Here is a 20,345-nt window from a genome sequence, read left to right on the forward strand (position 1 = left end):
CTGTGCGTGCCACCTGTAAACCAGGCGATCTTCAGCGACGGCTGGACAGCGCCAGGACTCACTCGCTGGAGAGCAGGTCCATGGCGTGCTTGTCCATCATCTCCAGCGCACGACCACCGCCACGGGCGACGCAGGTCAGCGGGTCTTCGGCAACGATCACCGGCAGGCCGGTTTCCTGGGCCAGCAGCTTGTCGAGGTCACGCAGCAGCGCGCCACCGCCGGTCAGCACCAGGCCACGCTCGGCGATGTCGGACGCCAACTCCGGCGGCGACTGCTCCAGGGCACTCTTGACCGCCTGGACGATGGTCGCCAGCGATTCCTGCAGCGCCTCGAGCACTTCGTTGGAATTCAGGGTGAAGGCACGTGGTACGCCCTCGGCCAGGTTGCGGCCGCGCACGTCGACCTCGCGGACTTCGCCGCCCGGGTAGGCGGTACCGATTTCCTGCTTGATGCGCTCGGCGGTGGATTCACCGATCAGGCTGCCGTAGTTGCGGCGCACGTAGGTGACGATGGCTTCGTCGAAACGGTCGCCGCCCACACGTACGGATTCGGCGTAGACCACACCGTTGAGCGAGATGAGGGCGATTTCGGTGGTACCGCCACCGATGTCGACGACCATCGAACCGCGGGCTTCCTCGACCGGCAGGCCGGCACCGATGGCGGCAGCCATGGGCTCTTCGATCAGGAACACTTCACGGGCACCGGCGCCCAGCGCCGATTCACGGATGGCACGGCGCTCGACCTGAGTCGACTTGCACGGTACGCAGATCAGCACGCGTGGGCTGGGCTGCAGGAAGCTGTTTTCGTGCACTTTGTTGATGAAGTACTGCAGCATCTTCTCGCAAACGCTGAAGTCGGCGATCACGCCATCCTTCATCGGACGAATGGCAGCGATGTTGCCGGGAGTGCGGCCGAGCATGCGCTTGGCTTCGGTACCGACGGCCACGACGCTTTTTTGGTTGCCGTGGGTACGGATGGCAACAACCGAGGGCTCATTCAGGACGATACCGCGCTCACGCACGTAAATAAGGGTGTTGGCAGTACCCAGGTCGATGGACAGATCGCTGGAAAACATGCCACGCAGTTTCTTGAACATGGGAAAGTGACCCTGGGGAAAGCGTGGGTAAAAAAGTGCGGCAAACTCTAACAATGGCAGGGATTTTGGGCAAGGAGCCAATATGTTAAATTGGCAGTTTTTCCGAGCACGCCAGCCGATGATCGCGGCCGTATGACCGCCAGAATCCCGGCATGTTCCTCATTACGGAAGCATTCTGTTTCTGTTTTTCCTGGAGATCCCCATGGCGCTTCAACGCTGTGACGTGGAAAAGATCGCCCATCTGGCCCGTCTGGGCCTCAATGAAGGCGAACTGCCACGCATTACCGATGCCTTGAACAGTATTCTCGGGCTGGTCGACCAGATGCAAGCCGTCGACACCACCGGCATCGAGCCCCTCGCCCACCCGCTCGAAGCCACCCAGCGCCTGCGTCCCGACCAGGTGACCGAAAGCAACCAGCGCGATCGCTACCAGGCGGTGGCACCCTCGACCGAGAACGGTCTGTACCTGGTTCCGAAAGTCATCGAGTAAGGGATAGAGCCTGCCATGCATCAACTCACTCTGGCCGAGATCGCCCGCGGACTCGCCGACAAGTCGTTTTCCTCCGAAGAGCTGACCGGCGCGTTGCTGTCGCGCATCAAGCAGCTCGACCCACAGATCAACAGCTTCATCAGCGTCACCGAAGCGCAGGCGCTGGAACAGGCCCGCGCTGCCGACGCCCGTCGCGCCAATGGCGAAACCGGCGCACTGCTGGGCGCACCGATTGCCCACAAGGACCTGTTCTGCACCCAGGGCGTACGCACCAGCTGCGGCTCGAAGATGCTCGACAGCTTCACCGCCCCCTACGACGCCACCGTGGTCGCCAAGCTCGCCGAAGCCGGCATGGTCACTCTCGGCAAGACCAACATGGACGAATTCGCCATGGGTTCGGCCAACGAATCCAGCCACTACGGCGCGGTGAAGAACCCCTGGAACCTCGAGCACGTGCCAGGCGGTTCGTCGGGTGGCTCCGCCGCAGCCGTGGCAGCGCGCCTGCTGCCGGTCGCCACCGGCACCGACACCGGCGGCTCGATCCGCCAGCCAGCCGCACTGACCAACCTCACCGGCCTCAAGCCCACCTACGGCCGCGTCTCGCGCTGGGGCATGATCGCCTACGCCTCGAGCCTCGACCAGGGCGGCCCGATGGCCCGCACTGCCGAAGACTGCGCCCTGCTGCTGCAAGGCATGGCCGGTTTCGACCCCAAGGACTCGACCAGCGTCGACGAATCGGTACCCGACTACAGCGCCAACCTCAACGCCTCGCTGCAGGGCCTGCGCATCGGCCTGCCGAAGGAGTACTTCGGCGCCGGCCTCGATCCGCGCATCGCCGAACTGGTCCAGGCCAGCGTCAAGGAACTGGAGAAGCTCGGCGCGGTGGTCAAGGAAATCAGCCTGCCGAACATGCAGCACGCCATCCCGGCGTACTATGTGATCGCCCCGGCCGAAGCCTCCTCCAACCTCTCGCGCTTCGACGGCGTGCGCTTCGGCTACCGCTGCGAAGACCCGAAAGACCTCACCGACCTGTACAAGCGCTCGCGTGGCGAAGGCTTCGGCGTTGAAGTACAGCGCCGGATCATGGTCGGCACCTACGCCCTGTCGGCCGGCTACTACGACGCCTACTACGTCAAGGCTCAGCAGATCCGTCGCCTGATCAAGAACGACTTCATGGCAGCCTTCGAACAGGTCGACGTCATCCTCGGCCCGACCACGCCGAACCCGGCCTGGAAACTCGGCTCGAAGAACGCCGACCCGGTCGCCGCCTACCTCGAGGACGTCTACACCATCACCGCCAACCTCGCGGGCCTGCCCGGCCTGTCGATGCCGGCCGGCTTCGTCGATGGCCTGCCGGTGGGCGTGCAACTGCTGGCCCCGTACTTCCAGGAAGGCCGCCTGCTCAACGTCGCGCACCGCTACCAGCAAGTCACCGACTGGCACACCCGCGCCCCCAACGGCTTCTGAGGAATTCACACATGCAATGGGAAGTTGTGATCGGGCTGGAGATTCATACCCAGCTCGCCACCCAGTCGAAGATCTTCTCCGGCAGCGCCACCACCTTCGGCTCCGAGCCGAACACCCAGGCCAGCCTGGTCGACCTGGGCATGCCCGGCGTACTGCCGGTGCTGAACCAGGAGGCCGTACGCATGGCCTGCATGTTCGGCCTGGCCATCGATGCCGAGATCGGGCCGCGCAACGTGTTCGCGCGCAAGAACTACTTCTACCCCGACCTGCCCAAGGGCTATCAGATCAGCCAGATGGACCTGCCGATCGTTGGCAAGGGCCACCTGGACATCGCCCTGGAAGACGGCACCCTCAAGCGCATCGGCGTCACCCGCGCACACCTTGAGGAAGATGCCGGCAAGAGCCTGCACGAAGATTTCAACGGCGCCACCGGGATCGACCTGAACCGCGCTGGCACACCGCTGCTGGAAATCGTTTCCGAGCCGGACATGCGCAGCGCAAAAGAGGCCGTGGCCTACGTCAAGGCCATCCACGCCCTGGTGCGCTACCTGGGCATCTGCGACGGCAACATGGCCGAAGGCTCGCTGCGTTGCGACTGCAACGTCTCGGTTCGCCCGAAAGGCCAGGTCGAGTTCGGTACCCGCTGCGAGATCAAGAACGTCAACTCGTTCCGCTTCATCGAACGGGCGATCAACAGCGAGATCCAGCGCCAGATCGACCTGATCGAGGACGGCGGCAAGGTGGTCCAGGAAACCCGCCTGTACGACCCGAACAAGGACGAGACCCGTTCCATGCGCAGCAAGGAGGAAGCCAACGACTACCGCTACTTCCCCGATCCGGACCTGCTGCCGGTGGTCATCGAGCCAAGCTTCCTCGAGACCGTCCGCGCCTCGCTGCCCGAGCTGCCAACGCAGAAGGTCGAGCGCTTCCAGAGCCAGTACGGCCTGTCGGCCTACGACGCCAACGTGCTGGCCAGCAGCCGCGAACAGGCCGACTACTTCGAGCAGGTGGCCAGCATCGGCGGCGACGCCAAGCTGGCGGCCAACTGGGTCATGGTCGAGCTGGGCAGCCTGCTGAACAAGCTGGGTGTCGAAATCGACCAGTCGCCGGTCAGTGCCGAGCTGCTCGGCGGCATGCTGCAGCGTATTCGCGACAACACCATCAGCGGCAAGATTGCCAAGACCGTGTTCGAGGCCATGGCTGCCGGTGAAGGCGATGCCGACAGCATCATCGAGAGCAAGGGCCTCAAGCAGGTGACCGACACCGGCGCGATCGACAAGATGCTCGATGAAGTGCTGGCCGCCAACGCCGAGCAGGTCGAACAGTACCGCGCCGCCGATGAAGCCAAGCGCGGCAAGATGTTCGGTTTCTTTGTCGGCCAGGCGATGAAGGCTTCCAAAGGCAAGGCCAACCCGGGGCAGGTGAACCAATTGCTCAAGGCCAAGCTCGAAGGGTGACCTGAACGCCCTCGTTCGCGGGCAAGTCGGAGCGGCGGTTCGGCGCTCCGACTTGCCCGCGAAGAGGCCGTGCCTGGCTAGATCAGAGCTGGCCCAGCACCGGGGTGTTGACCTTCACCTCGGCATTCTGCGCACGGTGGCGCAGCAGGTGGTCCATCAGCACGATGGCCATCATCGCCTCGGCAATCGGTGTGGCACGAATGCCCACGCACGGGTCATGGCGCCCCTTGGTGATGACGTCAACCGGGTCCCCATTGACGTCGATCGAGCGGCCCGGCACGGTGATGCTCGAGGTTGGCTTGAGTGCCAGGTGGGCAACGATCGGCTGACCTGACGAAATACCCCCGAGAATGCCGCCGGCGTTATTGCTGAGGAAGCCTTCTGGCGTGAGCTCGTCGCGGTGCTCGCTGCCGCGCTGGGCGATGCTGGCGAACCCGGCACCGATCTCCACGCCCTTGACCGCGTTGATGCTCATCAGCGCGTGGGCCAGTTCGGCGTCGAGGCGGTCGAAGATCGGCTCGCCCAGGCCCGGCATCACGCCCTCGGCGACCACGGTGATCTTCGCGCCGACCGAATCCTGGTCACGGCGCAGTTGATCCATGTAGGCCTCAAGCTCAGGGACTTTGTCCGGGTCGGGGCTGAAGAAGGCATTCTGCTCGACGCTGTCCCAGGTCTTGAAGGGGATTTCGATCGGGCCCAACTGGCTCATGTAGCCGCGCACGCGAATGCCTTGGGTGGCCAGGAACTTCTTGGCGATGGCACCAGCCGCCACGCGCATGGCGGTTTCACGGGCCGAGCTGCGGCCACCGCCGCGGTAATCACGGATGCCGTACTTGTGGTGGTAGGTGTAGTCGGCGTGGGCCGGGCGGAACAGGTCCTTGATGGCCGAGTAGTCCTTGGACTTCTGGTCGGTGTTGCGGATCAGCAGGCCAATCGAGCAACCGGTGGTACGACCTTCGAACACCCCGGAGAGGATTTCGACTTCGTCGGCTTCCTGACGCTGGGTGGTGTGCCGACTGGTACCGGGCTTGCGACGATCCAGGTCGTGCTGCAGGTCGGCCAGCGAGATTTCCAGGCCCGGCGGGCAGCCGTCGACGATGGCGACCAGCGCGGGGCCATGGCTTTCGCCTGCGGTGGTGACGGTGAACAGCTTGCCGTAGGTATTGCCGGACATGGACGCTCCGCGAAAATCAGCCTGAACTTGAAAGAGGCCGCCAGTATACGGAAAGCCGCAGCTTTGCGAAAAAAATCGCGAGAACCTTCGTTCGCACCCCAGGTCAAATCGAACATCTCCCCATGCAGTATCCGAAGATGCGCATCGTCGCCCTGCTCCTGCTGTTGTTCACAAGCCTGGCCCAGGCCGCCGCCCCTACCGTGCTCAAGCATCCCATCGACCTCGACACCGGCCATGGCGTGCTGCACGGCAGCCTGCTCTTGCCGCTGCAGGACACACCGCCGCCGGTGGCGCTGATCATCGCCGGCTCCGGGCCCACCGACCGCGACGGCAACAACCCGGCATCCGGGCGCATCGACAACCTAAAACGCCTGGCCCAACTGCTCGCCAACGAGCACATCGCCAGCGTGCGCTACGACAAGCGCGGGGTCGCCGCCAGCCAGCCGGCGGCGCCCGACGAACGCGACCTGAGCGTCGAAGGTTATGTCGCCGATGTCGTGGCCTGGGCGCACAAGCTGCAAGCCGACCCACGCTTCGGCCCGGTGATCCTGATCGGCCACAGCGAAGGCGCGCTGATCGCCAGCCTCGCCGCCAATCAAGCCGGTGCCAGCGCGGTGATCACGCTGGCCGGCAGCGGCCGCCCCATTGCCGATGTGCTGCGTGAACAACTGGCCCAGCGCCTGTCGCCGGCGCAACTTGCCCGCGGCAACAGCCTGTTAGACCGCCTGCAGGCCGGCCAGACCAGCCTGGATGTGCCCACGCCGTTGCGCGAGGTGTTTCGACCGACGGTGCAGCCCTACCTGATCTCACTGTTCCGCCAGGACCCGGCCAGGGCCTTCTCGCGTTTGCAGGTACCGGCACTGATCGTCCAGGGCCGCAACGACGTGCAGGTCGAGGTCGACGACGCCGAGCGCCTGAAAGCCGCCAAACCGGACGCCGAGCTGGTGCTGATCGATGGCATGAACCATATGCTGCGCATCAGCCCGCGAGCGATGAGCGAGCAGCGCGACAGTTACAGCAATCCTGACCTGCCCCTGGCCCACGAGCTGGGCGAGCGGATCGTCGCCTTCATCCACCGCTTGCAGTCCGCCTGACACTTTTACCCCTCAGGTCTTGCCCGGTGCTGCCGATAATGCATGGCAAGAGGCGGTGATGCCAAAGAGCCTTATCGTGCAGCAAGCGTTGCGCGCACAGGCATGGCATCACCCGGCCCGTGCACTTGAGGATTGCCCTGATGACCGATGCACCCGCCGCCGAGGCGATCGAAGAACAACCACCGGAAAGCGCGCCGCTGCCCTGGGCGGACCTGGCCGCCGAGCACTTTCAGCTGCTGCGCCTGGCGCCGCTGCCCACCGACCGCAACAGCGGCGCGCGACCGCTGCGTTTCGTGCAGTTCGGCTACGCCGAGCGCCACGACAAGGCCAACAGCCTGCTGCGCATGGAAATCCTGCTGCCAGGCCAGAAGGTACGCAAGGAGCAGAACCGCCTTGACGTGCGGGTCGACCATGAACAGCGTGTCGTGCGCATCGGCGACGACGCCGGCCTGCAACTGGAGCCACTCAACCGCGGCCTTGGCCGCTACGTGCTGGCCCAGGCCGTGCAATGGCTGCAGCGCAAATGGTCGCACTACCAGGTCGAGGGCATGGCCCTGCCCAGCAAGGATGCCCTCAACGAAGACTCGCGCCTGCGTCGCGACCACGTGCTGCGCAGCGTAGGGCTGGAGGTGGAGTATGCCGACGGCCAGATGCTCAAGGCTCGAACCGTCGAAACGGCGGTCGGCCAGCTCAAGAGCGCCTGGAGCAACGAGAAGGTGCAGCGCGTCGACATGCTCGAAGCGGCGACCATGCTGCAACAGGCAGAGCAGAAACTGCAGGAGAAGGAAGCGCAACTGCGCGAGCGCGACGAGCGTGTGGCCAAGTACCGCCGCGAGGACAGCGGCCTGCGCTTCACCATCACCTGCCTGGTCGCCTTTGCGGTGTTCCAGGCCGGCCTGCTGATCTGGATTGCCACTCGCTGACGCCCGATCGCGGGGGGCATGCCCCCCGCGACCGAAGCCTCATACCCGCGAAGCAAACAACTCCTGGTGGTCCCGGCATTGCTGCGCCGTCAGCATGAACACGCCGTGGCCACCGCGCTCGAAGTCCAGCCAGGCGAAGTCCACCTCCGGGTAGAGGGCTTCGACATGGACCTGGCTGTTGCCCACCTCGACAATCAACAAGCCCTTCTCGGTCAGGTGATCAGCGGCCTCGGCAAGCATGCGTCGCACCAGGTCCAGACCGTCGTTGCCGCAGGCCAGGCCAAGCTCGGGCTCGTGGTGGTACTCGGTGGGCATGTCGGCGAAATCCTCGGCGTCGACATAGGGCGGATTGGACAGGATCAGGTCGAAACGCTGGCCCGGGAGCCCGGCAAAACCATCGCCCTGCACGGTGAATACACGCTGGTCGAGGCCGTGGCGCTCGATATTCTGATTGGCCACTTCGAGCGCGTCGAAGGACAGGTCGGCCAGTACCACTTCGGCCTCCTGGAACACATCGGCGGCAACGATTCCGATGCAGCCGGAGCCGGTGCACAGGTCGAGGATCCGCGCCGGCTCGCTGGCCAGCCACGGCTCGAAGCGCTTCTCGATCAGTTCGCCGATCGGGGAACGTGGTATCAGTACCCGCTCGTCGACGATGAACGACATGCCGCAGAACCACGCCTCGCCCAGCAGGTAGGCGGTCGGTACCCGCTCCTCGATACGTCGCTTGAGCAAGTGCTGCAGACGCACCCGTTCGTCATCCTCCAACTGGCAGTCCAGGTAGCTGTCGGCCACCTCCCAGGGCAAATGCACGGCACCGAGCACCAAGAGGCGGGCCTCGTCCCAGGCGTTGTCGGCGCCATGACCGAAGAACAGCTCGTGCTCATGGAAGCGGCTGACCGCCCAGCGGATGTGGTCGCGCAGGGTGCGCAGGCGGGATGTGATCACGGAGTACTCCTTTTCAGACTGTGCGAAAGTCTAACAGCCCCCCGGCTGAAATGTTCCACCGGTTCCCGTTCGGATAGCCACAGGCCAGTAACCATGCCGTCTGCGTTGTCAACCATTCACATTGGCGCCGAGGCAAGGGAGAATAGAGGGATAAAAGCCCTTCCAAGGAGCCCTTGATGTCCGTTCCAACCACGATGTTCCGCCTCACCGGCCGCGATTACCCGCCGGCCAGGCTGAGCCAAGCCAGCCTGATCGTCATCGACGCGCAAAAGGAGTACCTGAGCGGTCCACTGGCGCTGTCGGGCATGGACGAGGCCGTGGCGAACATTGCCAAGTTGCTCGAGGCTGCCCGCAAGGCCGGACGCCCGATTATCCATGTCCGCCACCTCGGCACCGTCGGTGGCCGCTTCGACCCGCAGGGTGTGGCCGGCGAATTCATTCCGGGCCTCGAGCCGCAAGGCGACGAAATCGTCATCGAAAAGCGCATGCCCAACGCGTTCAAGAACACCAAGCTGCACGAGACGCTGCAGCAGCTTGGCCACCTGGACCTGATCGTCTGCGGTTTCATGAGCCACTCCAGCGTCAGCACCACGGTGCGCCGTGCCAAGGACTATGGTTATCGCTGCACCCTGGTGGAAGACGCCTCGGCCACCCGTGACCTGGCGCTCAAGGATACGGTCATTCCGGCCGCGCAGATCCACCAGTGCGAGATGGCCGTGATGGCCGACAACTTTGCCTGTGTCGCCCCGACCGCCAGCCTGATCTGACCGCGCAACCGCCCGGCAGCCGGGCGGAACCCGACGGGCGAGCACAGGTCTGATTCCGGATACCTACAGAGGAACACGGAATGAAGCTCAAAGGCAGTTTCGATGCCAAGCGCCTGCGCCCGCGCGAGCCGGGCAACTGGGGCGCGCGCCTGGCTGCCGGCCTGTCCGCCCTGCTCGCCACCCTGGGCATCCTCCTGGCCATGGCCGGTTTCGCCGGACTGCTGGGCAACTACCAGGCCCTGGCCGAACTCAATGCCAACCGCCCCTTGTCGGCCATTCTCACGGTGATCGGGTTGCTGATGCTGTACCTGGGGGTGCGCTTCTGGCGGCGCAGCCGCATTCGCCTGCGCCGAGGGCGGGAGCTGAACCTGTCGCCGCACTTGATGAAAAAGCATGATTGAGCGTTGACCAGCGCGCTGCTGACGACGCAGGGCCGTTCGCGTAGAATACGCCGCCCACGTGGAGGCACACATGCAAGACGACGACTTTTCCCTCTTCCGCAGCGAGGTGCGTGGCGTCAAGCCCATCGCACACGACCGCGCCGAAGTCGGCAAGCCCAAGGCCGACCGCAAGCAGCTGGCCGGCCTGCGCCAGGCCGCTACCGTGCGCAGCGACCAGCCGCTGGTGGTCGATGGCATGTCGGACCAGTTCGTCATCGACGTTGGCGCTGAAGACGAACTGATGTGGCGCCGCGACGGCGTGCAGGAAAGCCAGATTCGCAAGCTCAAGCTCGGCCAGATCGCCTTCGAGGGCAGCCTCGACCTGCACGGCATGACCGTTGAACGCGCGCGCGAAACGCTCTGGGACTTCATCGCCGAAGCCACCAAGCTGGAAGTGCGCTGCGTGCGGGTCACCCATGGCAAGGCTGCGCGCATCGACGGCAAGCGCCCTATGATCAAGAGCCACGTCAACACCTGGCTGCGCCAGCACCCGCAAGTGCTCGGTTTCGTCTCTTGCCAGGCCCGTCATGGCGGCACCGGCGCCTTGTACGTGATGCTCAAGCGGACCATGCTCGACGGTCGCGACGAATGACATCACGCTTGCAGCGCCGCGTTTGCCGCCGTAACCTTCGTTTTTGCGTTTTTTCCCACAGGTAGATCCATGTCCCTGGAACAGAACTACACCGAGATCCTCAGCCAGATCGGCGAGGACGTCTCCCGTGAGGGCCTGCTCGACACGCCCAAGCGGGCCGCAAAGGCCATGAAGTACCTTTGCCGCGGTTATGAACAAACCCTGGAAGAAGTCACCAACGGTGCGCTGTTCACTTCGGACAACAGCGAGATGGTGCTGGTCCGGGACATCGAGCTCTATTCGATGTGCGAACACCACATGCTGCCGTTCATCGGCAAGGCCCATGTGGCCTACCTGCCCAAGGGCAAGGTGCTGGGGTTGTCCAAGGTGGCACGGATCGTCGACATGTACGCACGTCGCCTGCAGATCCAGGAAAACCTCAGCCGCCAGATCGCCGAGGCCGTGGAGAAGGTTACCGGCGCCGCAGGCGTTGCGGTGGTCATCGAGGCCAAGCACATGTGCATGATGATGCGCGGTGTCGAGAAACAGAATTCGAGCATGATCACTTCGGTGATGCTTGGCGAGTTCCGCGAGAACGCCGCCACCCGCAGTGAATTCCTCAGTCTGATCAAGTGATCGGACTCTGCGCGAAGCCGACCCCTCGGGGTCGGCTTTTTATTTTCCGTTGTGCACCACAGATCAGGAGTTGCCCATGATCGTCAAAGCCCTGCGAGTCGGCCTCGGCCAGCTCATCGTGTTCGGCGACTGGATCAGCCGCCCGGCCAAGCGCAAGCGCGACGCCGCCGCCCAGGCCAAGGTCGAGCAGCAGGCCAAGGGGCTGGCACTGTACCAGTTCCACGCCTGCCCTTTCTGCGTCAAGACCCGCCGCGCCCTCCACCGCCTCAACGTGCCGGTGGCACTGCGCGATGCGAAGAACGACCCGCAACACCGCCAGGCACTGCAGGAAGGCGGCGGCCGGGTAAAGGTGCCGTGCCTGCGTATCGAAGAGGATGGCAAGGTGACCTGGATGTATGAGTCCAGGGACATCATTGGCTATCTGGAAAAGCGCTTCGGGTCGGTCTGAGCCTGGCGCAGTCACAAGGACTGCGCCGCTGCCAAGCCGATCAATCCACCATCGGCACATGCCGCGGATGGCTGGCAACCCGCTCAAGCCACGCCCTCACCGCGGGATACTCGGCCAGGTCGAAGCCACCCTGCTGCGCCACGTGGGTGTAGGCATACAACGCGACATCGGCGATCGAGTACTGCTCGCCCACCAGGTACGGCGTCATCTGCAACTGGCGCTCCATCACCTTGAGCGCCTTGTAGCCGCCCTTGTGCAACTTGCGGTACTCCTCGAGGCGCTCATCCGGCAATCCCAGGTAGAACTGGATGAAACGCGCCACGGCAATGTAAGGCTCGTGGCTGTACTGCTCGAAGAACTGCCATTGCAGCACCTGGGTGCGCAAGCGCGGCTCGGTCGGCAGGAACTCGCTGCCGTCGGCGAGGAAGTTGAGGATCGCGTTGGACTCCCACAGGCAGGTACCGTCTTCGAGCTCCAGCACCGGCACCTTGCCATTGGGGTTTCTGGCCAGGAACTCGGGGGTCTCGGTCTCGCCTTTGAGAATGTCGACCGAGTGCCACTCATAGGGGCGCCCCAGAAGATTCAGCATCAACTTGATCTTGTAGCAGTTGCCCGACTGGTAATCCCCATAAACCTTGTACATCGCCCCTCCCCTCCTGTGCAGTTGCAGGTCAGCGCCCAATAGTTGGGGACTGTACGGCTAAATGCAATGACTGCTGTATGGCAAGCTTCCGATTCGCCCGCGTTAGTCTGAAAAAACTGCTTACATGAACAAGGAATGCCCCATGACCGACGCCACTACCACGCGTCTGCGCCCACTGGCGGACAGCGCCCCATCGGCGGTGGTCGCCGGTTTCATCGCCATGCTGACCGGCTATACCAGTTCCCTGGTGCTGATGTTCCAGGCTGGCCAGGCCGCTGGGTTGACCACCGCGCAGATTTCCTCGTGGATATGGGCGCTGTCGATCGGCATGGCGGTGTGCAGCATCGGCCTGTCGCTGCGCTATCGCACCCCAATCACCGTGGCCTGGTCGACGCCGGGCGCAGCGTTGCTGATCACCAGCCTTGGCGGTGTCAGCTATGGCGAAGCCATCGGCGCGTACATTACCTGCGCCGTGCTGGTGCTGGTCTGCGGCTTGACCGGCAGTTTCGAGCGCCTGGTGCGGCGTATTCCGGCGTCGCTGGCGTCGGCCTTGCTGGCAGGGATCCTGTTCAAGATCGGCAGTGAAATCTTCGTCGCCGCCCAGCATCGCACCCTGCTGGTACTGGGCATGTTCTTCAGCTACCTGCTGGTCAAGCGCCTGTCACCGCGCTATTGCGTACTGGCCGCGCTGGTGGTCGGCACGACGCTGTCCGGCATCCTGGGGCTGCTGGACTTCAGCCACTTCAACCTGGAGGTGGCAAAACCGGTCTGGACCACGCCGAGCTTCTCGTTGGCAGCGACCATCAGCATCGGCATCCCGCTGTTCGTGGTGGCGATGACTTCGCAGAACATGCCCGGAGTTGCCGTGCTGCGCGCCGACGGCTACCAGGTGCCGGCCTCACCGCTGATCTCTGCGACCGGCTTCGCCTCGCTGCTGCTGGCCCCCTTCGGTTCGCACGGGGTCAACCTGGCGGCCATCAGCGCGGCGATCTGCACCGGCCCGCACGCCCATGAAGACCCGGCCAAGCGCTATACCGCGGCAGTCTGGTGCGGAATCTTCTATGGTATCGCCGGGGTGTTCGGCGCGACCTTGGCGGCGCTGTTCGCGGCGCTACCGAAGGAGCTGGTGCTGTCGATTGCGGCGCTGGCGCTGTTCGGCTCGATCATGAACGGGTTGACCGTGGCGATGAGCGAAGCGCGGGAGCGTGAGGCGGCGCTGATCACCTTCATGGTGACGGCCTCGGGGCTGACGCTGTTTTCGATCGGTTCGGCGTTCTGGGGAATCGTGGCGGGGGTGATTACCTTGCTGATCCTGAGTCCGCGCAAGGGGTAAAGGTTATTGGTTGCCTGTACCGACCTCTTCGCGGGCAAGCCCGCTCCCACAGAGGTCCAGCAGTATTGAAGGCTGCGCCGTACCTGTGGGAGCGGGCTTGCCCGCGAAGAGGCCAGCCTCATCCCAAGCGGAAATGCCCCACCATCCCCTTCAACTCATCCCCCAACTGCGCCAGCTCCACACTCGACCGCGCATTGTCCTGCATCGCCAGCGCCGCCTGATCCGCACTACCGCGAATCTGCGTGACGCTGCGGCTGATCTCCTCGGCCACCGAGCTTTGCTGCTCCGCTGCGGCAGCGATCTGCTGGTTCATCTGCTGGATCAGCGACACGGCCGAGGCGATGCTACCCAGGGCGCTTTCGGTGTGCAGCGCATCAGCCACGGCCATGCGCACCAGCTCGGTACTGCCACGAATCTGCGCCACCGATTGCTGGGCGTTGCCGCGCAGGCTGGCTACCAGGCGCTCGATCTCCTCGGTCGACTGCCGGGTACGCCGCGCCAAGGCCCGGACTTCGTCAGCCACCACGGCAAAACCACGGCCCTGCTCACCGGCGCGCGCGGCCTCGATCGCCGCATTGAGCGCCAGCAGGTTGGTCTGCTCGGCGACGCTCTTGATCACTTCCAGTACATCACCGATGGTGTGGATCTCGGCACTCAGGCTGTCGATACCGGCACTGGCAGTTTCCGCAGCTTCAGCCAACTGTTCGATGCGCTGCATGCTCTGGCGCACCACCTGTTGGCCGGACTCGACCTTGTCGTCGGCATCCTGCGCCGCTTGCGCTGCCTCCTCGGCGTTGCGCGCCACATCGTGCACGGTCGCGGTCATCTGCTGCATCGCGGTGGCGACCTGTTCGGTCTCCTCCTTCTGGCTGCCGACCTCACGGTTGGTCTGCTCGGTCACCGCCGACAGCGCCTGGGCATTGCCGGCCAGTTGTTCGATGCCCTGCTGCAATCCGCTGACGATACCTGACAGCCCCGCAGCCATCTGCTGCATGGCCAGGGTGAGTTGCCCTACCTCATCGCGACCCGCCACTTGCGCCTCGACCACCAGATCGCCAGCCGCAATGCGCTGGGCGCTGTCGATCACCCGTTTGAGCGGCCCGACCACGGCGCGCGTGATCAGCCAGGCGGCGACGATGCCCACCAGCAACGCCAGAGCCGTGGCGATGGCGATGGCCAGCGCGTTGTGCAGCAGCTCCTGGCGCATGGCTTCCTGCTGCTCCGCATAGGCCTGGTCAACCCGGCTGGTGACCTGTTCGGCGCTGGCCTGCAACTGGGTCTTGGTACCCTGCTCCTTGGCCAGTTCATCAGTGTATTCGTTGAGTTTGTCGGAGAAGGTGGCGATATGCCCGGCCACCTCGCCCAATACGCTCTGGTAACCGGAATCGGTGACGGCGGTCTTGAGCTGATCGACCAGATTCGCCGCATCGACCGTCTGCGCGATGCGCCCGGCGGACACCACCTCTTCGCCCTTGCGCCCCTGCTCCAGACGTACCCGCGCCTCGTCCATCGCCTGCAGCATCAGGCGCGAGACCTGGGCCACCTGCGCGGCCTGATCGAGAAACTCGCTGCCCTGCTGGCCCTGGGACTGCTTGAGGGTGTAGGCGCCATCGTCCGCCAGCCCGGCCTGCAGCACATCGAGGTTGTTGGCGACGCTGGACACCGACCAGCCAGCCGTATCCAGCGCCAGCTCCTTGGCCTGCGCGGCCTCGACGAAGGCATCGAAGGCCTGGCCATAGGCATTGAGGTCTGCCTCGCTCGCCGCCAGCGTCGGCAGGCTGCGCACGCGTTCGACCAGCGTCTGCAAGCCCGCGCGCAAGGCCTCGGCCTCCTTGATGTCAGAACGCAGGGCGAAGGCTTGCTCATGCTGGCGTAGACGCAGCAGGTCGGTATTGACCTCGCCCATCTGCCGCAGCCCGTCGAAGCGCTGGCCGATATTGTTCAGGGCGTACACACCGATGGCCGCCACCGCCAGGGTCAACAGCAGCACCAGGGCGAAACCCAGGCCGAGTTTACGTGCCATGCCCAGATTGGACAGACTACCGCGCTTGGTCGCCCCCATCGCCGCTCCCCCTTGCCCATGCAGGTGTTCCCGAATACCAAGAGTGACAACCGTGCCGGCCGGCTCACAAGGGCTTGACGTCAGAATGGTGTCAAATAGCTATGACCCTGTCGTTTTCAGCTATCTGCAGGTCGCCCTGCATGTGCGAAGAAGGCCTGGGCACGGATGTCCTGCCCATACGCGACATTGATGCGTAGCCAGTCGCTGTCGGCTCCCTGGTGATCGAAAGCGCTGCCTGGGGTAAGCAACACCGAATGCTCCAGCGCCAGGCGATCGAGCCAGGCGAAATCCCGGCCCGGCACCCGCGCCCAGACGAACATGCCGCCATAAGGCTCGCAGAACACTTCCCAACCGAAGACCTCCAACTGCCCCAGCAACTTGGCCATGTGCTGGGCCAGGCGCAGCCGCAAGCGCTGCACGCTCTTGCGATAGCTGCCGTTGGCGAGCATCTGCCCGACCACTTGCTCGACGAAGCGTGAAGTGCCGATGCCGGTCACCATCTTCAACTGCGCCAGTTGGCCGATCAGCTCGGCGTCGGCGGCGATGTAGCCGACCCGCAGGGCACTGCTCAGGGTCTTGGAAAAGCTGCCCAGGTAGATCACCCGCTGTTCGCTGTCCAGCGTCGCCAGTCGCGTGGCCGGGCTGTCCTGGAAGTCTGCGTAGATGTCATCCTCGATGATCCGCAGATCATGCTCACGCGCCAGCTCCAGCAAGCGGTAGGCGGTCTTGGGGCTGAGACTGGTGCCGGTCGGGTTCTGGTAAAGGCTGTTGACGAACAGGCAACGCGGGCGGTGCTCGACCAGCAGTTGCTCGAGCGCTTGGACATCAGGGCCCGCAGGGGTGCGCGGCAACGGCAGCATGCGCACCTGATGCTGGCGCAGCAGGGTGAACAGGTTGTAGTAGCCGGGGCTTTCGACCACCACCGTATCGCCGGGCTTGAGCAGGGTCCGCACCAGCAAGTCAAGGCCATGGCTGCCGCCTTGGGTGGTGAGAATGCGTTCAGCAGCGGTGGGGATATCCAGCTGCGACAAGCGCTTGTGCAACTGCTGGCGCAGGCTGGCCAACCCCAGCGGCGAGCAATAGCGGAACAGGTCTTCGGGGTCGCCACGGCTGACCAGACGTATCGCCTGGGCCAGGGCATCACGGGCGTGCCAGGCGGTGGGCAGCCAGCCACAACCGAGCTTGAGCAAGGTTTCGTGACCATCCCTGAACTGCCTCCAGCTGCCATCGATGGCATCGCCCCAGGCCATGGCATCCTCCTGGGCCAGCCCGGGCTTGCGCTCGGCGACGAAGAAGCCGGTACCGTGGCGCGCCTCCAGCCAGCCAATGGCCACCAGACGGTCGTACGCATCGATCACACAGGATTGGCTGACTTCAAGGGTGCTGGCCAAGGTGCGAATCGACGGCAGCCGCGCACCGGGTCGCAGACGCTGTTGCTCGATCCAGGCTCGCAACTGGTCTGTCAGTTGCTGGACCAGAGGGACGGGACTGAGGCGATTCAGGGAAATGTGCATGGCAAAGTGTTTGCTGATTTTTGGGGAACAGTTAATCACAAATGCCGGGGATGTGTGTCTTGTTGGCGCAGGGAGATGAATTCAATGTGGTTTCACCCACCCCTTCGTAGATGGATACCCCATGCCCGCCCGCCTGGCCTTTGCCCTGTGCCTGATCACCCTCGCCGTGAACCTGCAGGCCCCGCTCTACACCACGTACGCCGATCTGTCCGGATACGGCGCCGCCGCTACCGCCCTGGCATTTTCCAGCTATGTGCTGGGTGTGCTTCCCGTGCTGCTGGCCTTCGGCGGCTTGGCCGACCGGGTCGGCCGCCGCCCATTGATCATGGCCGCACTGCTACTGTCGATGCTGGCCACAACCCTCGTCCTGCTCGCACCCGGCCTCGAAACCCTCGCCCTGACCCGACTGCTGATGGGCGTCGGTACGGCCTTGGCGACCACCACCGCGACCGCCTACATGGGAGAACTGCTGGGCGGCGCCGACAGTACCCGGGCTGCCAATTGGGTAACCGCCAGCACCTCGTTGGGCTTCGGGCTGGGCGCGGCACTGACCAGTCTGTTCCTGTTGCGTGGCCCGAGCCTGAGCCCGGGTAGCTTCTACCTGCAACTGCTGCTGGCCGCCGTCGCCCTATTGCTGGTGTGGCGCCTGCCTGACCGTCGTCCGACACAACGCAGCGCCATGCTGCGCCTGCCCTGCTATCCGCCCGGCAGCCTGCCGTACGGCCTGGCGATCCTGCTGGCCTGGGCCTGCACCGGGCTGGTCATCGCGCTGCTGCCAGGCGTACTGCGCCAGCACGGGCTGAGCGAGTGGTCGGGCTTCTCCACCTTCTGCGTAATCAGTTGCGGCGTGCTGTTCCAGCCGCTGGCTCGGCGCCTGGCAAGCGTGCGCGCCACGCTGCTCGGCCTGACGATCCTGCCGCTGAGCTATGCCCTGTTGGCCTGGGGTGCAGAAAACGGCAGGTTGGCAGCGGTACTGGCAGGTGCCGTGGCTGCCAGCAGCGCCTGTTATGGCTTCATCTACCTTGGCGGGCTGGCGGCGGTAAACACCCTCGCCGGCAACGAGAAGACCCGCGCCAGCGCCGGCTTCTTCCTGCTCGCTTACCTGGGTTTCAGCCTGCCGGTGATCTTCACCGGGCTGCTCAGTGATCGCCTCGGCTCGCGCATGGCGCTGATGCTGTTCGGCGCAGCCCTGCTGCTGGGCTGCGCCGCGGTGGCGGTGGCGTTGCTGATCTCGGCACGCATCTCGATCAGATGGCCGTGGCACCGCCATCCACGGTCAGGCTATGGCCGGTGGTGAACTTCGCCCCATCGCTGCACAGATAAAGCACCGCGCTGGCGATCTCCTCGACCTTGCCGATGCGCCCGACCGGGTGCATCGCTGCGGCGAACTCGGCCTTGCGCGGATCGGCCTCGTAGGCGCGACGGAACATGTCGGTGTCGATCACTGCCGGGCACACCGCGTTGACCCGAATCCCTTTCTTCGCATACTCGATGGCCGCCGACTTGGTAAGGCCGATCACCGCGTGCTTGGACGCAGCATAGATGCTCATCTTGGGGGCGGCGCCCAGCCCGGCCACCGACGCTGTGTTGACGATCGCACCGCCGCCCTGGGCCAGCAGCAACGGCAACTGGTATTTCATGCACAACCAGACGCCCTTGACGTTGACGCCCATGATCGCGTCGAACTCGGCCTCGCTACCCTCGGCCAGACGCCCCTTCTCGATCTCGATTCCGGCGTTGTTGTACGCGTAGTCCAGGCGACCATAGACGTCGATGATCTTCTCGTGCAGCTGGCGCACATCGCTGTCGCGGGTCACGTCGCAGGCCACGAACAGCGCGTCACCACCGGCTTCGCGAATCAGTGCGACGGTTGCCTCGCCACCGGCCACGTCGAGGTCAGCCACCACCACCTTCAGCCCCTCGGCGGCAAATGCCTGGGCCGTGGCTCGGCCGATACCTGCCGCGCCGCCGGTGACCAGGGCGACCTGGCCGGAAAAAGTCATGCTCATCACAGGCTCCTGCTTCACAGAGATCGAGTAGAGACTGAGTCTAGTCAGAGCACCACCCGGCTGGGCAGCATCATCAGAAGCACGGTTGGACTACCATCGTTTGCAGTGATTCTGCGCTGCCAGCCAGATCATCGAGGTGGATTACCGGGCATTCGCCAACCCGGTCAACCTTGCCTGGCCAGGCTCGACGGTCTATCAACAGGCTTTGCCATCTACAGGGAGAGATACCATGACCCAGACCAACCGCCGCTTCCTGCTCGCCAAACGCCCCGTCGGTGCCGTGCGCCGCGAAGATTTCGACTACCAGCAGGGCCCCGCCGCAGCACCCACCGACGGCCAGATCCAAGTGCGCAACCTCTACCTGTCGCTGGACCCGGCAATGCGCGGCTGGATGAACGAAGGCAAGTCCTACATCCCGCCGGTGGGCCTGGGTGAGGTGATGCGCGCGCTGGGCGTCGGCGAAGTCGTCGCCTCCAAACATCCGGACTACAAGCCCGGCGACCATGTCAGCGGCGCCCTTGGCGTACAGGACTACTTCACCGGCACGCCCCAGGGGCTGCACAAGATCGACCCGCGCCTGGCACCCCTGCCCCGCTATCTGTCTGCGCTGGGCATGACCGGCATGACCGCCTACTTCGCCCTGCTCGACGTCGGCCAGCCGAAGGCGGGTGAGACCGTCGTCATTTCCGGAGCTGCCGGCGCCGTTGGCAGCATCGCCGGGCAGATCGCCAAGCTCAAGGGCTGCCACGTCGTGGGGATCGCCGGCGGCGCGCAGAAATGCCAGTACCTCAAGGATGAACTGGGCTTTGACGGTGTCATCGACTACAAGGCCGAAGATGTGCTCGCCGGCCTCAAGCGCGAATGCCCCAAGGGCGTGGATGTGTATTTCGACAACGTCGGTGGCGACATTCTCGACGCCGTGTTGAGCCGCCTGAACTTCAAGGCCCGCGTGGTGATCTGCGGCGCCATCAGCCAGTACAACAACAAGGAGGCGGTAAAAGGACCGGCCAACTACCTGTCGCTGCTGGTGAACCGCGCACGCATGGAAGGCTTCGTGGTGATGGACCACGTCAAGGAGTACGGCAAGGCTGCGCAGGAAATAGCTGGCTGGTTGGCCAGTGGCAAGGTCAAGAGCAAGGAGGATGTGGTCGAAGGCCTGGAGACCTTCCCGGAAACGCTGCTCAAGCTGTTCAGCGGGGAGAACTTCGGCAAGCTGGTGCTGAAGGTCTAAAACGGATACAGGTGGCCGCTCCGTGCGGGAGCGGCCTTGTAG

20 protein-coding genes and 1 pseudogene are annotated in these 20,345 nt (G+C 64.4%); 13 read left to right on the forward strand and 8 right to left on the reverse strand.

The window, feature by feature from the left end:
* Positions 1 to 58: 58 nt before the first annotated feature.
* A complete protein-coding gene (mreB, locus tag IAE40_RS18290) occupies positions 59 to 1,096 on the reverse strand; it encodes a rod shape-determining protein MreB (protein ID WP_003255163.1) in 1,038 nt (345 codons plus the stop codon).
* Between the two features lie 202 nt (positions 1,097 to 1,298).
* On the opposite strand from mreB, the gene gatC reads away from it, so the two are divergent.
* The 3 genes from gatC to gatB are packed head-to-tail and all read left to right on the forward strand — an operon-like array spanning position 1,299 to position 4,510.
* Complete coding sequence (gene gatC / locus IAE40_RS18295) at positions 1,299 to 1,586, forward strand: Asp-tRNA(Asn)/Glu-tRNA(Gln) amidotransferase subunit GatC (RefSeq protein ID WP_054894398.1); 288 nt, start codon at positions 1,299 to 1,301, stop codon at positions 1,584 to 1,586.
* A gap of 15 nt (positions 1,587 to 1,601) precedes the next feature.
* Complete coding sequence (gene gatA, locus IAE40_RS18300; RefSeq protein ID WP_197892148.1) at positions 1,602 to 3,053, forward strand: Asp-tRNA(Asn)/Glu-tRNA(Gln) amidotransferase subunit GatA; 1,452 nt, start codon at positions 1,602 to 1,604, stop codon at positions 3,051 to 3,053.
* An 11-nt stretch (positions 3,054 to 3,064) separates the two neighbouring features.
* Positions 3,065 to 4,510, forward strand: coding sequence for an Asp-tRNA(Asn)/Glu-tRNA(Gln) amidotransferase subunit GatB (gene gatB / locus IAE40_RS18305; protein ID WP_054894400.1), 1,446 nt, complete (start codon positions 3,065 to 3,067; stop codon positions 4,508 to 4,510).
* 82 nt (positions 4,511 to 4,592) lie between these two features.
* On the opposite strand, the gene aroC is transcribed toward gatB, so the two are convergent.
* On the reverse strand, positions 4,593 to 5,684 hold the full coding sequence (gene aroC / locus IAE40_RS18310) for a chorismate synthase (RefSeq protein WP_063545745.1): 1,092 nt from the start codon (positions 5,682 to 5,684) through the stop codon (positions 4,593 to 4,595).
* Between the two features lie 122 nt (positions 5,685 to 5,806).
* Here aroC and IAE40_RS18315 point away from each other — a divergent pair, with 122 nt between their 5' ends.
* Both IAE40_RS18315 and IAE40_RS18320 read left to right on the forward strand, forming a co-directional pair.
* Positions 5,807 to 6,778 (forward strand): alpha/beta hydrolase, encoded by a 972-nt coding sequence (locus IAE40_RS18315; protein WP_232233641.1) that lies wholly within the window; start codon positions 5,807 to 5,809, stop codon positions 6,776 to 6,778.
* Positions 6,779 to 6,918: 140 nt separating this feature from the next.
* Positions 6,919 to 7,701, forward strand: coding sequence for a hypothetical protein (locus tag IAE40_RS18320; RefSeq protein ID WP_054891987.1), 783 nt, complete (start codon positions 6,919 to 6,921; stop codon positions 7,699 to 7,701).
* Between the two features lie 39 nt (positions 7,702 to 7,740).
* On the opposite strand, the gene prmB is transcribed toward IAE40_RS18320, so the two are convergent.
* Positions 7,741 to 8,649 carry a 50S ribosomal protein L3 N(5)-glutamine methyltransferase gene (gene prmB / locus IAE40_RS18325; RefSeq protein WP_054891988.1) on the reverse strand — a complete coding sequence of 303 codons (909 nt, stop codon included), beginning with the start codon at positions 8,647 to 8,649 and terminating at the stop codon, positions 7,741 to 7,743.
* 176 nt (positions 8,650 to 8,825) lie between these two features.
* On the opposite strand from prmB, the gene IAE40_RS18330 reads away from it, so the two are divergent.
* The 5 genes from IAE40_RS18330 to IAE40_RS18350 all read left to right on the forward strand — a co-directional run bounded on the left by IAE40_RS18330 (position 8,826) and on the right by IAE40_RS18350 (position 11,511).
* Positions 8,826 to 9,416, forward strand: coding sequence for a cysteine hydrolase family protein (locus IAE40_RS18330; protein ID WP_153774635.1), 591 nt, complete (start codon positions 8,826 to 8,828; stop codon positions 9,414 to 9,416).
* An 80-nt stretch (positions 9,417 to 9,496) separates the two neighbouring features.
* Positions 9,497 to 9,817 (forward strand): hypothetical protein, encoded by a 321-nt coding sequence (locus tag IAE40_RS18335; protein WP_054891990.1) that lies wholly within the window; start codon positions 9,497 to 9,499, stop codon positions 9,815 to 9,817.
* Positions 9,818 to 9,887: 70 nt separating this feature from the next.
* Complete coding sequence (locus tag IAE40_RS18340; protein ID WP_054891991.1) at positions 9,888 to 10,448, forward strand: Smr/MutS family protein; 561 nt, start codon at positions 9,888 to 9,890, stop codon at positions 10,446 to 10,448.
* Between the two features lie 69 nt (positions 10,449 to 10,517).
* Positions 10,518 to 11,063, forward strand: a complete 546-nt coding sequence (folE, locus tag IAE40_RS18345; RefSeq protein WP_054891992.1) for a GTP cyclohydrolase I FolE — start codon at positions 10,518 to 10,520, stop codon at positions 11,061 to 11,063.
* A gap of 76 nt (positions 11,064 to 11,139) precedes the next feature.
* A complete protein-coding gene (locus IAE40_RS18350; protein ID WP_200603652.1) occupies positions 11,140 to 11,511 on the forward strand; it encodes a glutaredoxin family protein in 372 nt (123 codons plus the stop codon).
* A 40-nt stretch (positions 11,512 to 11,551) separates the two neighbouring features.
* On the opposite strand, the gene IAE40_RS18355 is transcribed toward IAE40_RS18350, so the two are convergent.
* Positions 11,552 to 12,154: a glutathione S-transferase family protein gene (locus IAE40_RS18355; RefSeq protein WP_054891994.1), complete on the reverse strand. Its 603-nt coding sequence runs from the start codon at positions 12,152 to 12,154 to the stop codon at positions 11,552 to 11,554.
* A 142-nt stretch (positions 12,155 to 12,296) separates the two neighbouring features.
* Here IAE40_RS18355 and IAE40_RS18360 point away from each other — a divergent pair, with 142 nt between their 5' ends.
* Positions 12,297 to 13,487 carry a benzoate/H(+) symporter BenE family transporter gene (locus IAE40_RS18360; protein WP_200603653.1) on the forward strand — a complete coding sequence of 397 codons (1,191 nt, stop codon included), beginning with the start codon at positions 12,297 to 12,299 and terminating at the stop codon, positions 13,485 to 13,487.
* A gap of 118 nt (positions 13,488 to 13,605) precedes the next feature.
* On the opposite strand, the gene IAE40_RS26100 is transcribed toward IAE40_RS18360, so the two are convergent.
* The 3 genes and pseudogenes from IAE40_RS26100 to IAE40_RS18370 form a co-directional block, all read right to left on the reverse strand.
* Positions 13,606 to 14,481 (reverse strand): methyl-accepting chemotaxis protein, encoded by an 876-nt coding sequence (locus tag IAE40_RS26100; protein WP_371264443.1) that lies wholly within the window; start codon positions 14,479 to 14,481, stop codon positions 13,606 to 13,608.
* A pseudogene (locus tag IAE40_RS26105) lies at positions 14,470 to 15,549 on the reverse strand (HAMP domain-containing protein); the annotation flags it as partial. The gene IAE40_RS26100 and the pseudogene IAE40_RS26105, both read right to left, overlap by 12 nt.
* Positions 15,550 to 15,665: 116 nt before the next feature.
* Positions 15,666 to 17,063, reverse strand: a complete 1,398-nt coding sequence (locus tag IAE40_RS18370; protein ID WP_200603655.1) for an aminotransferase-like domain-containing protein — start codon at positions 17,061 to 17,063, stop codon at positions 15,666 to 15,668.
* Between the two features lie 121 nt (positions 17,064 to 17,184).
* On the opposite strand from IAE40_RS18370, the gene IAE40_RS18375 reads away from it, so the two are divergent.
* Entirely contained in the window at positions 17,185 to 18,360 is a 1,176-nt protein-coding gene (locus tag IAE40_RS18375) for an MFS transporter (RefSeq protein WP_197893357.1), read from the forward strand.
* Here IAE40_RS18375 and IAE40_RS18380 read toward each other — a convergent pair.
* Complete coding sequence (locus IAE40_RS18380; protein WP_063545753.1) at positions 18,311 to 19,072, reverse strand: SDR family oxidoreductase; 762 nt, start codon at positions 19,070 to 19,072, stop codon at positions 18,311 to 18,313. The two genes, IAE40_RS18375 and IAE40_RS18380, sit on opposite strands and share 50 nt — an antisense overlap.
* Before the next feature lie 229 nt (positions 19,073 to 19,301).
* Here IAE40_RS18380 and IAE40_RS18385 point away from each other — a divergent pair, with 229 nt between their 5' ends.
* Positions 19,302 to 20,303: an NADP-dependent oxidoreductase gene (locus IAE40_RS18385; RefSeq protein WP_200603656.1), complete on the forward strand. Its 1,002-nt coding sequence runs from the start codon at positions 19,302 to 19,304 to the stop codon at positions 20,301 to 20,303.
* Positions 20,304 to 20,345: the final 42 nt, after the last annotated feature.

Source organism: Pseudomonas sp. S44 (assembly GCF_016624805.1).
Taxonomy (GTDB): domain Bacteria; phylum Pseudomonadota; class Gammaproteobacteria; order Pseudomonadales; family Pseudomonadaceae; genus Aquipseudomonas; species Aquipseudomonas machongensis.

Bases quoted from the DNA above. Each gene is read 5' to 3' on its own strand.
- mreB (WP_003255163.1), bottom strand. From the start codon at position 1,096: ATGTTCAAGAAACTGCGTGGCATGTTTTCCAGCGATCTGTCCATCGAC.
- gatC (WP_054894398.1), top strand. From the start codon at position 1,299: ATGGCGCTTCAACGCTGTGACGTGGAAAAGATCGCCCATCTGGCCCGT.
- gatA (WP_197892148.1), top strand. From the start codon at position 1,602: ATGCATCAACTCACTCTGGCCGAGATCGCCCGCGGACTCGCCGACAAG.
- gatB (WP_054894400.1), top strand. From the start codon at position 3,065: ATGCAATGGGAAGTTGTGATCGGGCTGGAGATTCATACCCAGCTCGCC.
- aroC (WP_063545745.1), bottom strand. From the start codon at position 5,684: ATGTCCGGCAATACCTACGGCAAGCTGTTCACCGTCACCACCGCAGGC.
- IAE40_RS18315 (WP_232233641.1), top strand. From the start codon at position 5,807: ATGCAGTATCCGAAGATGCGCATCGTCGCCCTGCTCCTGCTGTTGTTC.
- IAE40_RS18320 (WP_054891987.1), top strand. From the start codon at position 6,919: ATGACCGATGCACCCGCCGCCGAGGCGATCGAAGAACAACCACCGGAA.
- IAE40_RS18330 (WP_153774635.1), top strand. From the start codon at position 8,826: ATGTCCGTTCCAACCACGATGTTCCGCCTCACCGGCCGCGATTACCCG.
- IAE40_RS18335 (WP_054891990.1), top strand. From the start codon at position 9,497: ATGAAGCTCAAAGGCAGTTTCGATGCCAAGCGCCTGCGCCCGCGCGAG.
- IAE40_RS18340 (WP_054891991.1), top strand. From the start codon at position 9,888: ATGCAAGACGACGACTTTTCCCTCTTCCGCAGCGAGGTGCGTGGCGTC.
- folE (WP_054891992.1), top strand. From the start codon at position 10,518: ATGTCCCTGGAACAGAACTACACCGAGATCCTCAGCCAGATCGGCGAG.
- IAE40_RS18350 (WP_200603652.1), top strand. From the start codon at position 11,140: ATGATCGTCAAAGCCCTGCGAGTCGGCCTCGGCCAGCTCATCGTGTTC.
- IAE40_RS18355 (WP_054891994.1), bottom strand. From the start codon at position 12,154: ATGTACAAGGTTTATGGGGATTACCAGTCGGGCAACTGCTACAAGATC.
- IAE40_RS18360 (WP_200603653.1), top strand. From the start codon at position 12,297: ATGACCGACGCCACTACCACGCGTCTGCGCCCACTGGCGGACAGCGCC.
- IAE40_RS26100 (WP_371264443.1), bottom strand. From the start codon at position 14,481: ATGCAGCAGATGGCTGCGGGGCTGTCAGGTATCGTCAGCGGATTGCAG.
- IAE40_RS18370 (WP_200603655.1), bottom strand. From the start codon at position 17,063: ATGCACATTTCCCTGAATCGCCTCAGTCCCGTCCCTCTGGTCCAGCAA.
- IAE40_RS18375 (WP_197893357.1), top strand. From the start codon at position 17,185: ATGCCCGCCCGCCTGGCCTTTGCCCTGTGCCTGATCACCCTCGCCGTG.
- IAE40_RS18380 (WP_063545753.1), bottom strand. From the start codon at position 19,072: ATGAGCATGACTTTTTCCGGCCAGGTCGCCCTGGTCACCGGCGGCGCG.
- IAE40_RS18385 (WP_200603656.1), top strand. From the start codon at position 19,302: ATGACCCAGACCAACCGCCGCTTCCTGCTCGCCAAACGCCCCGTCGGT.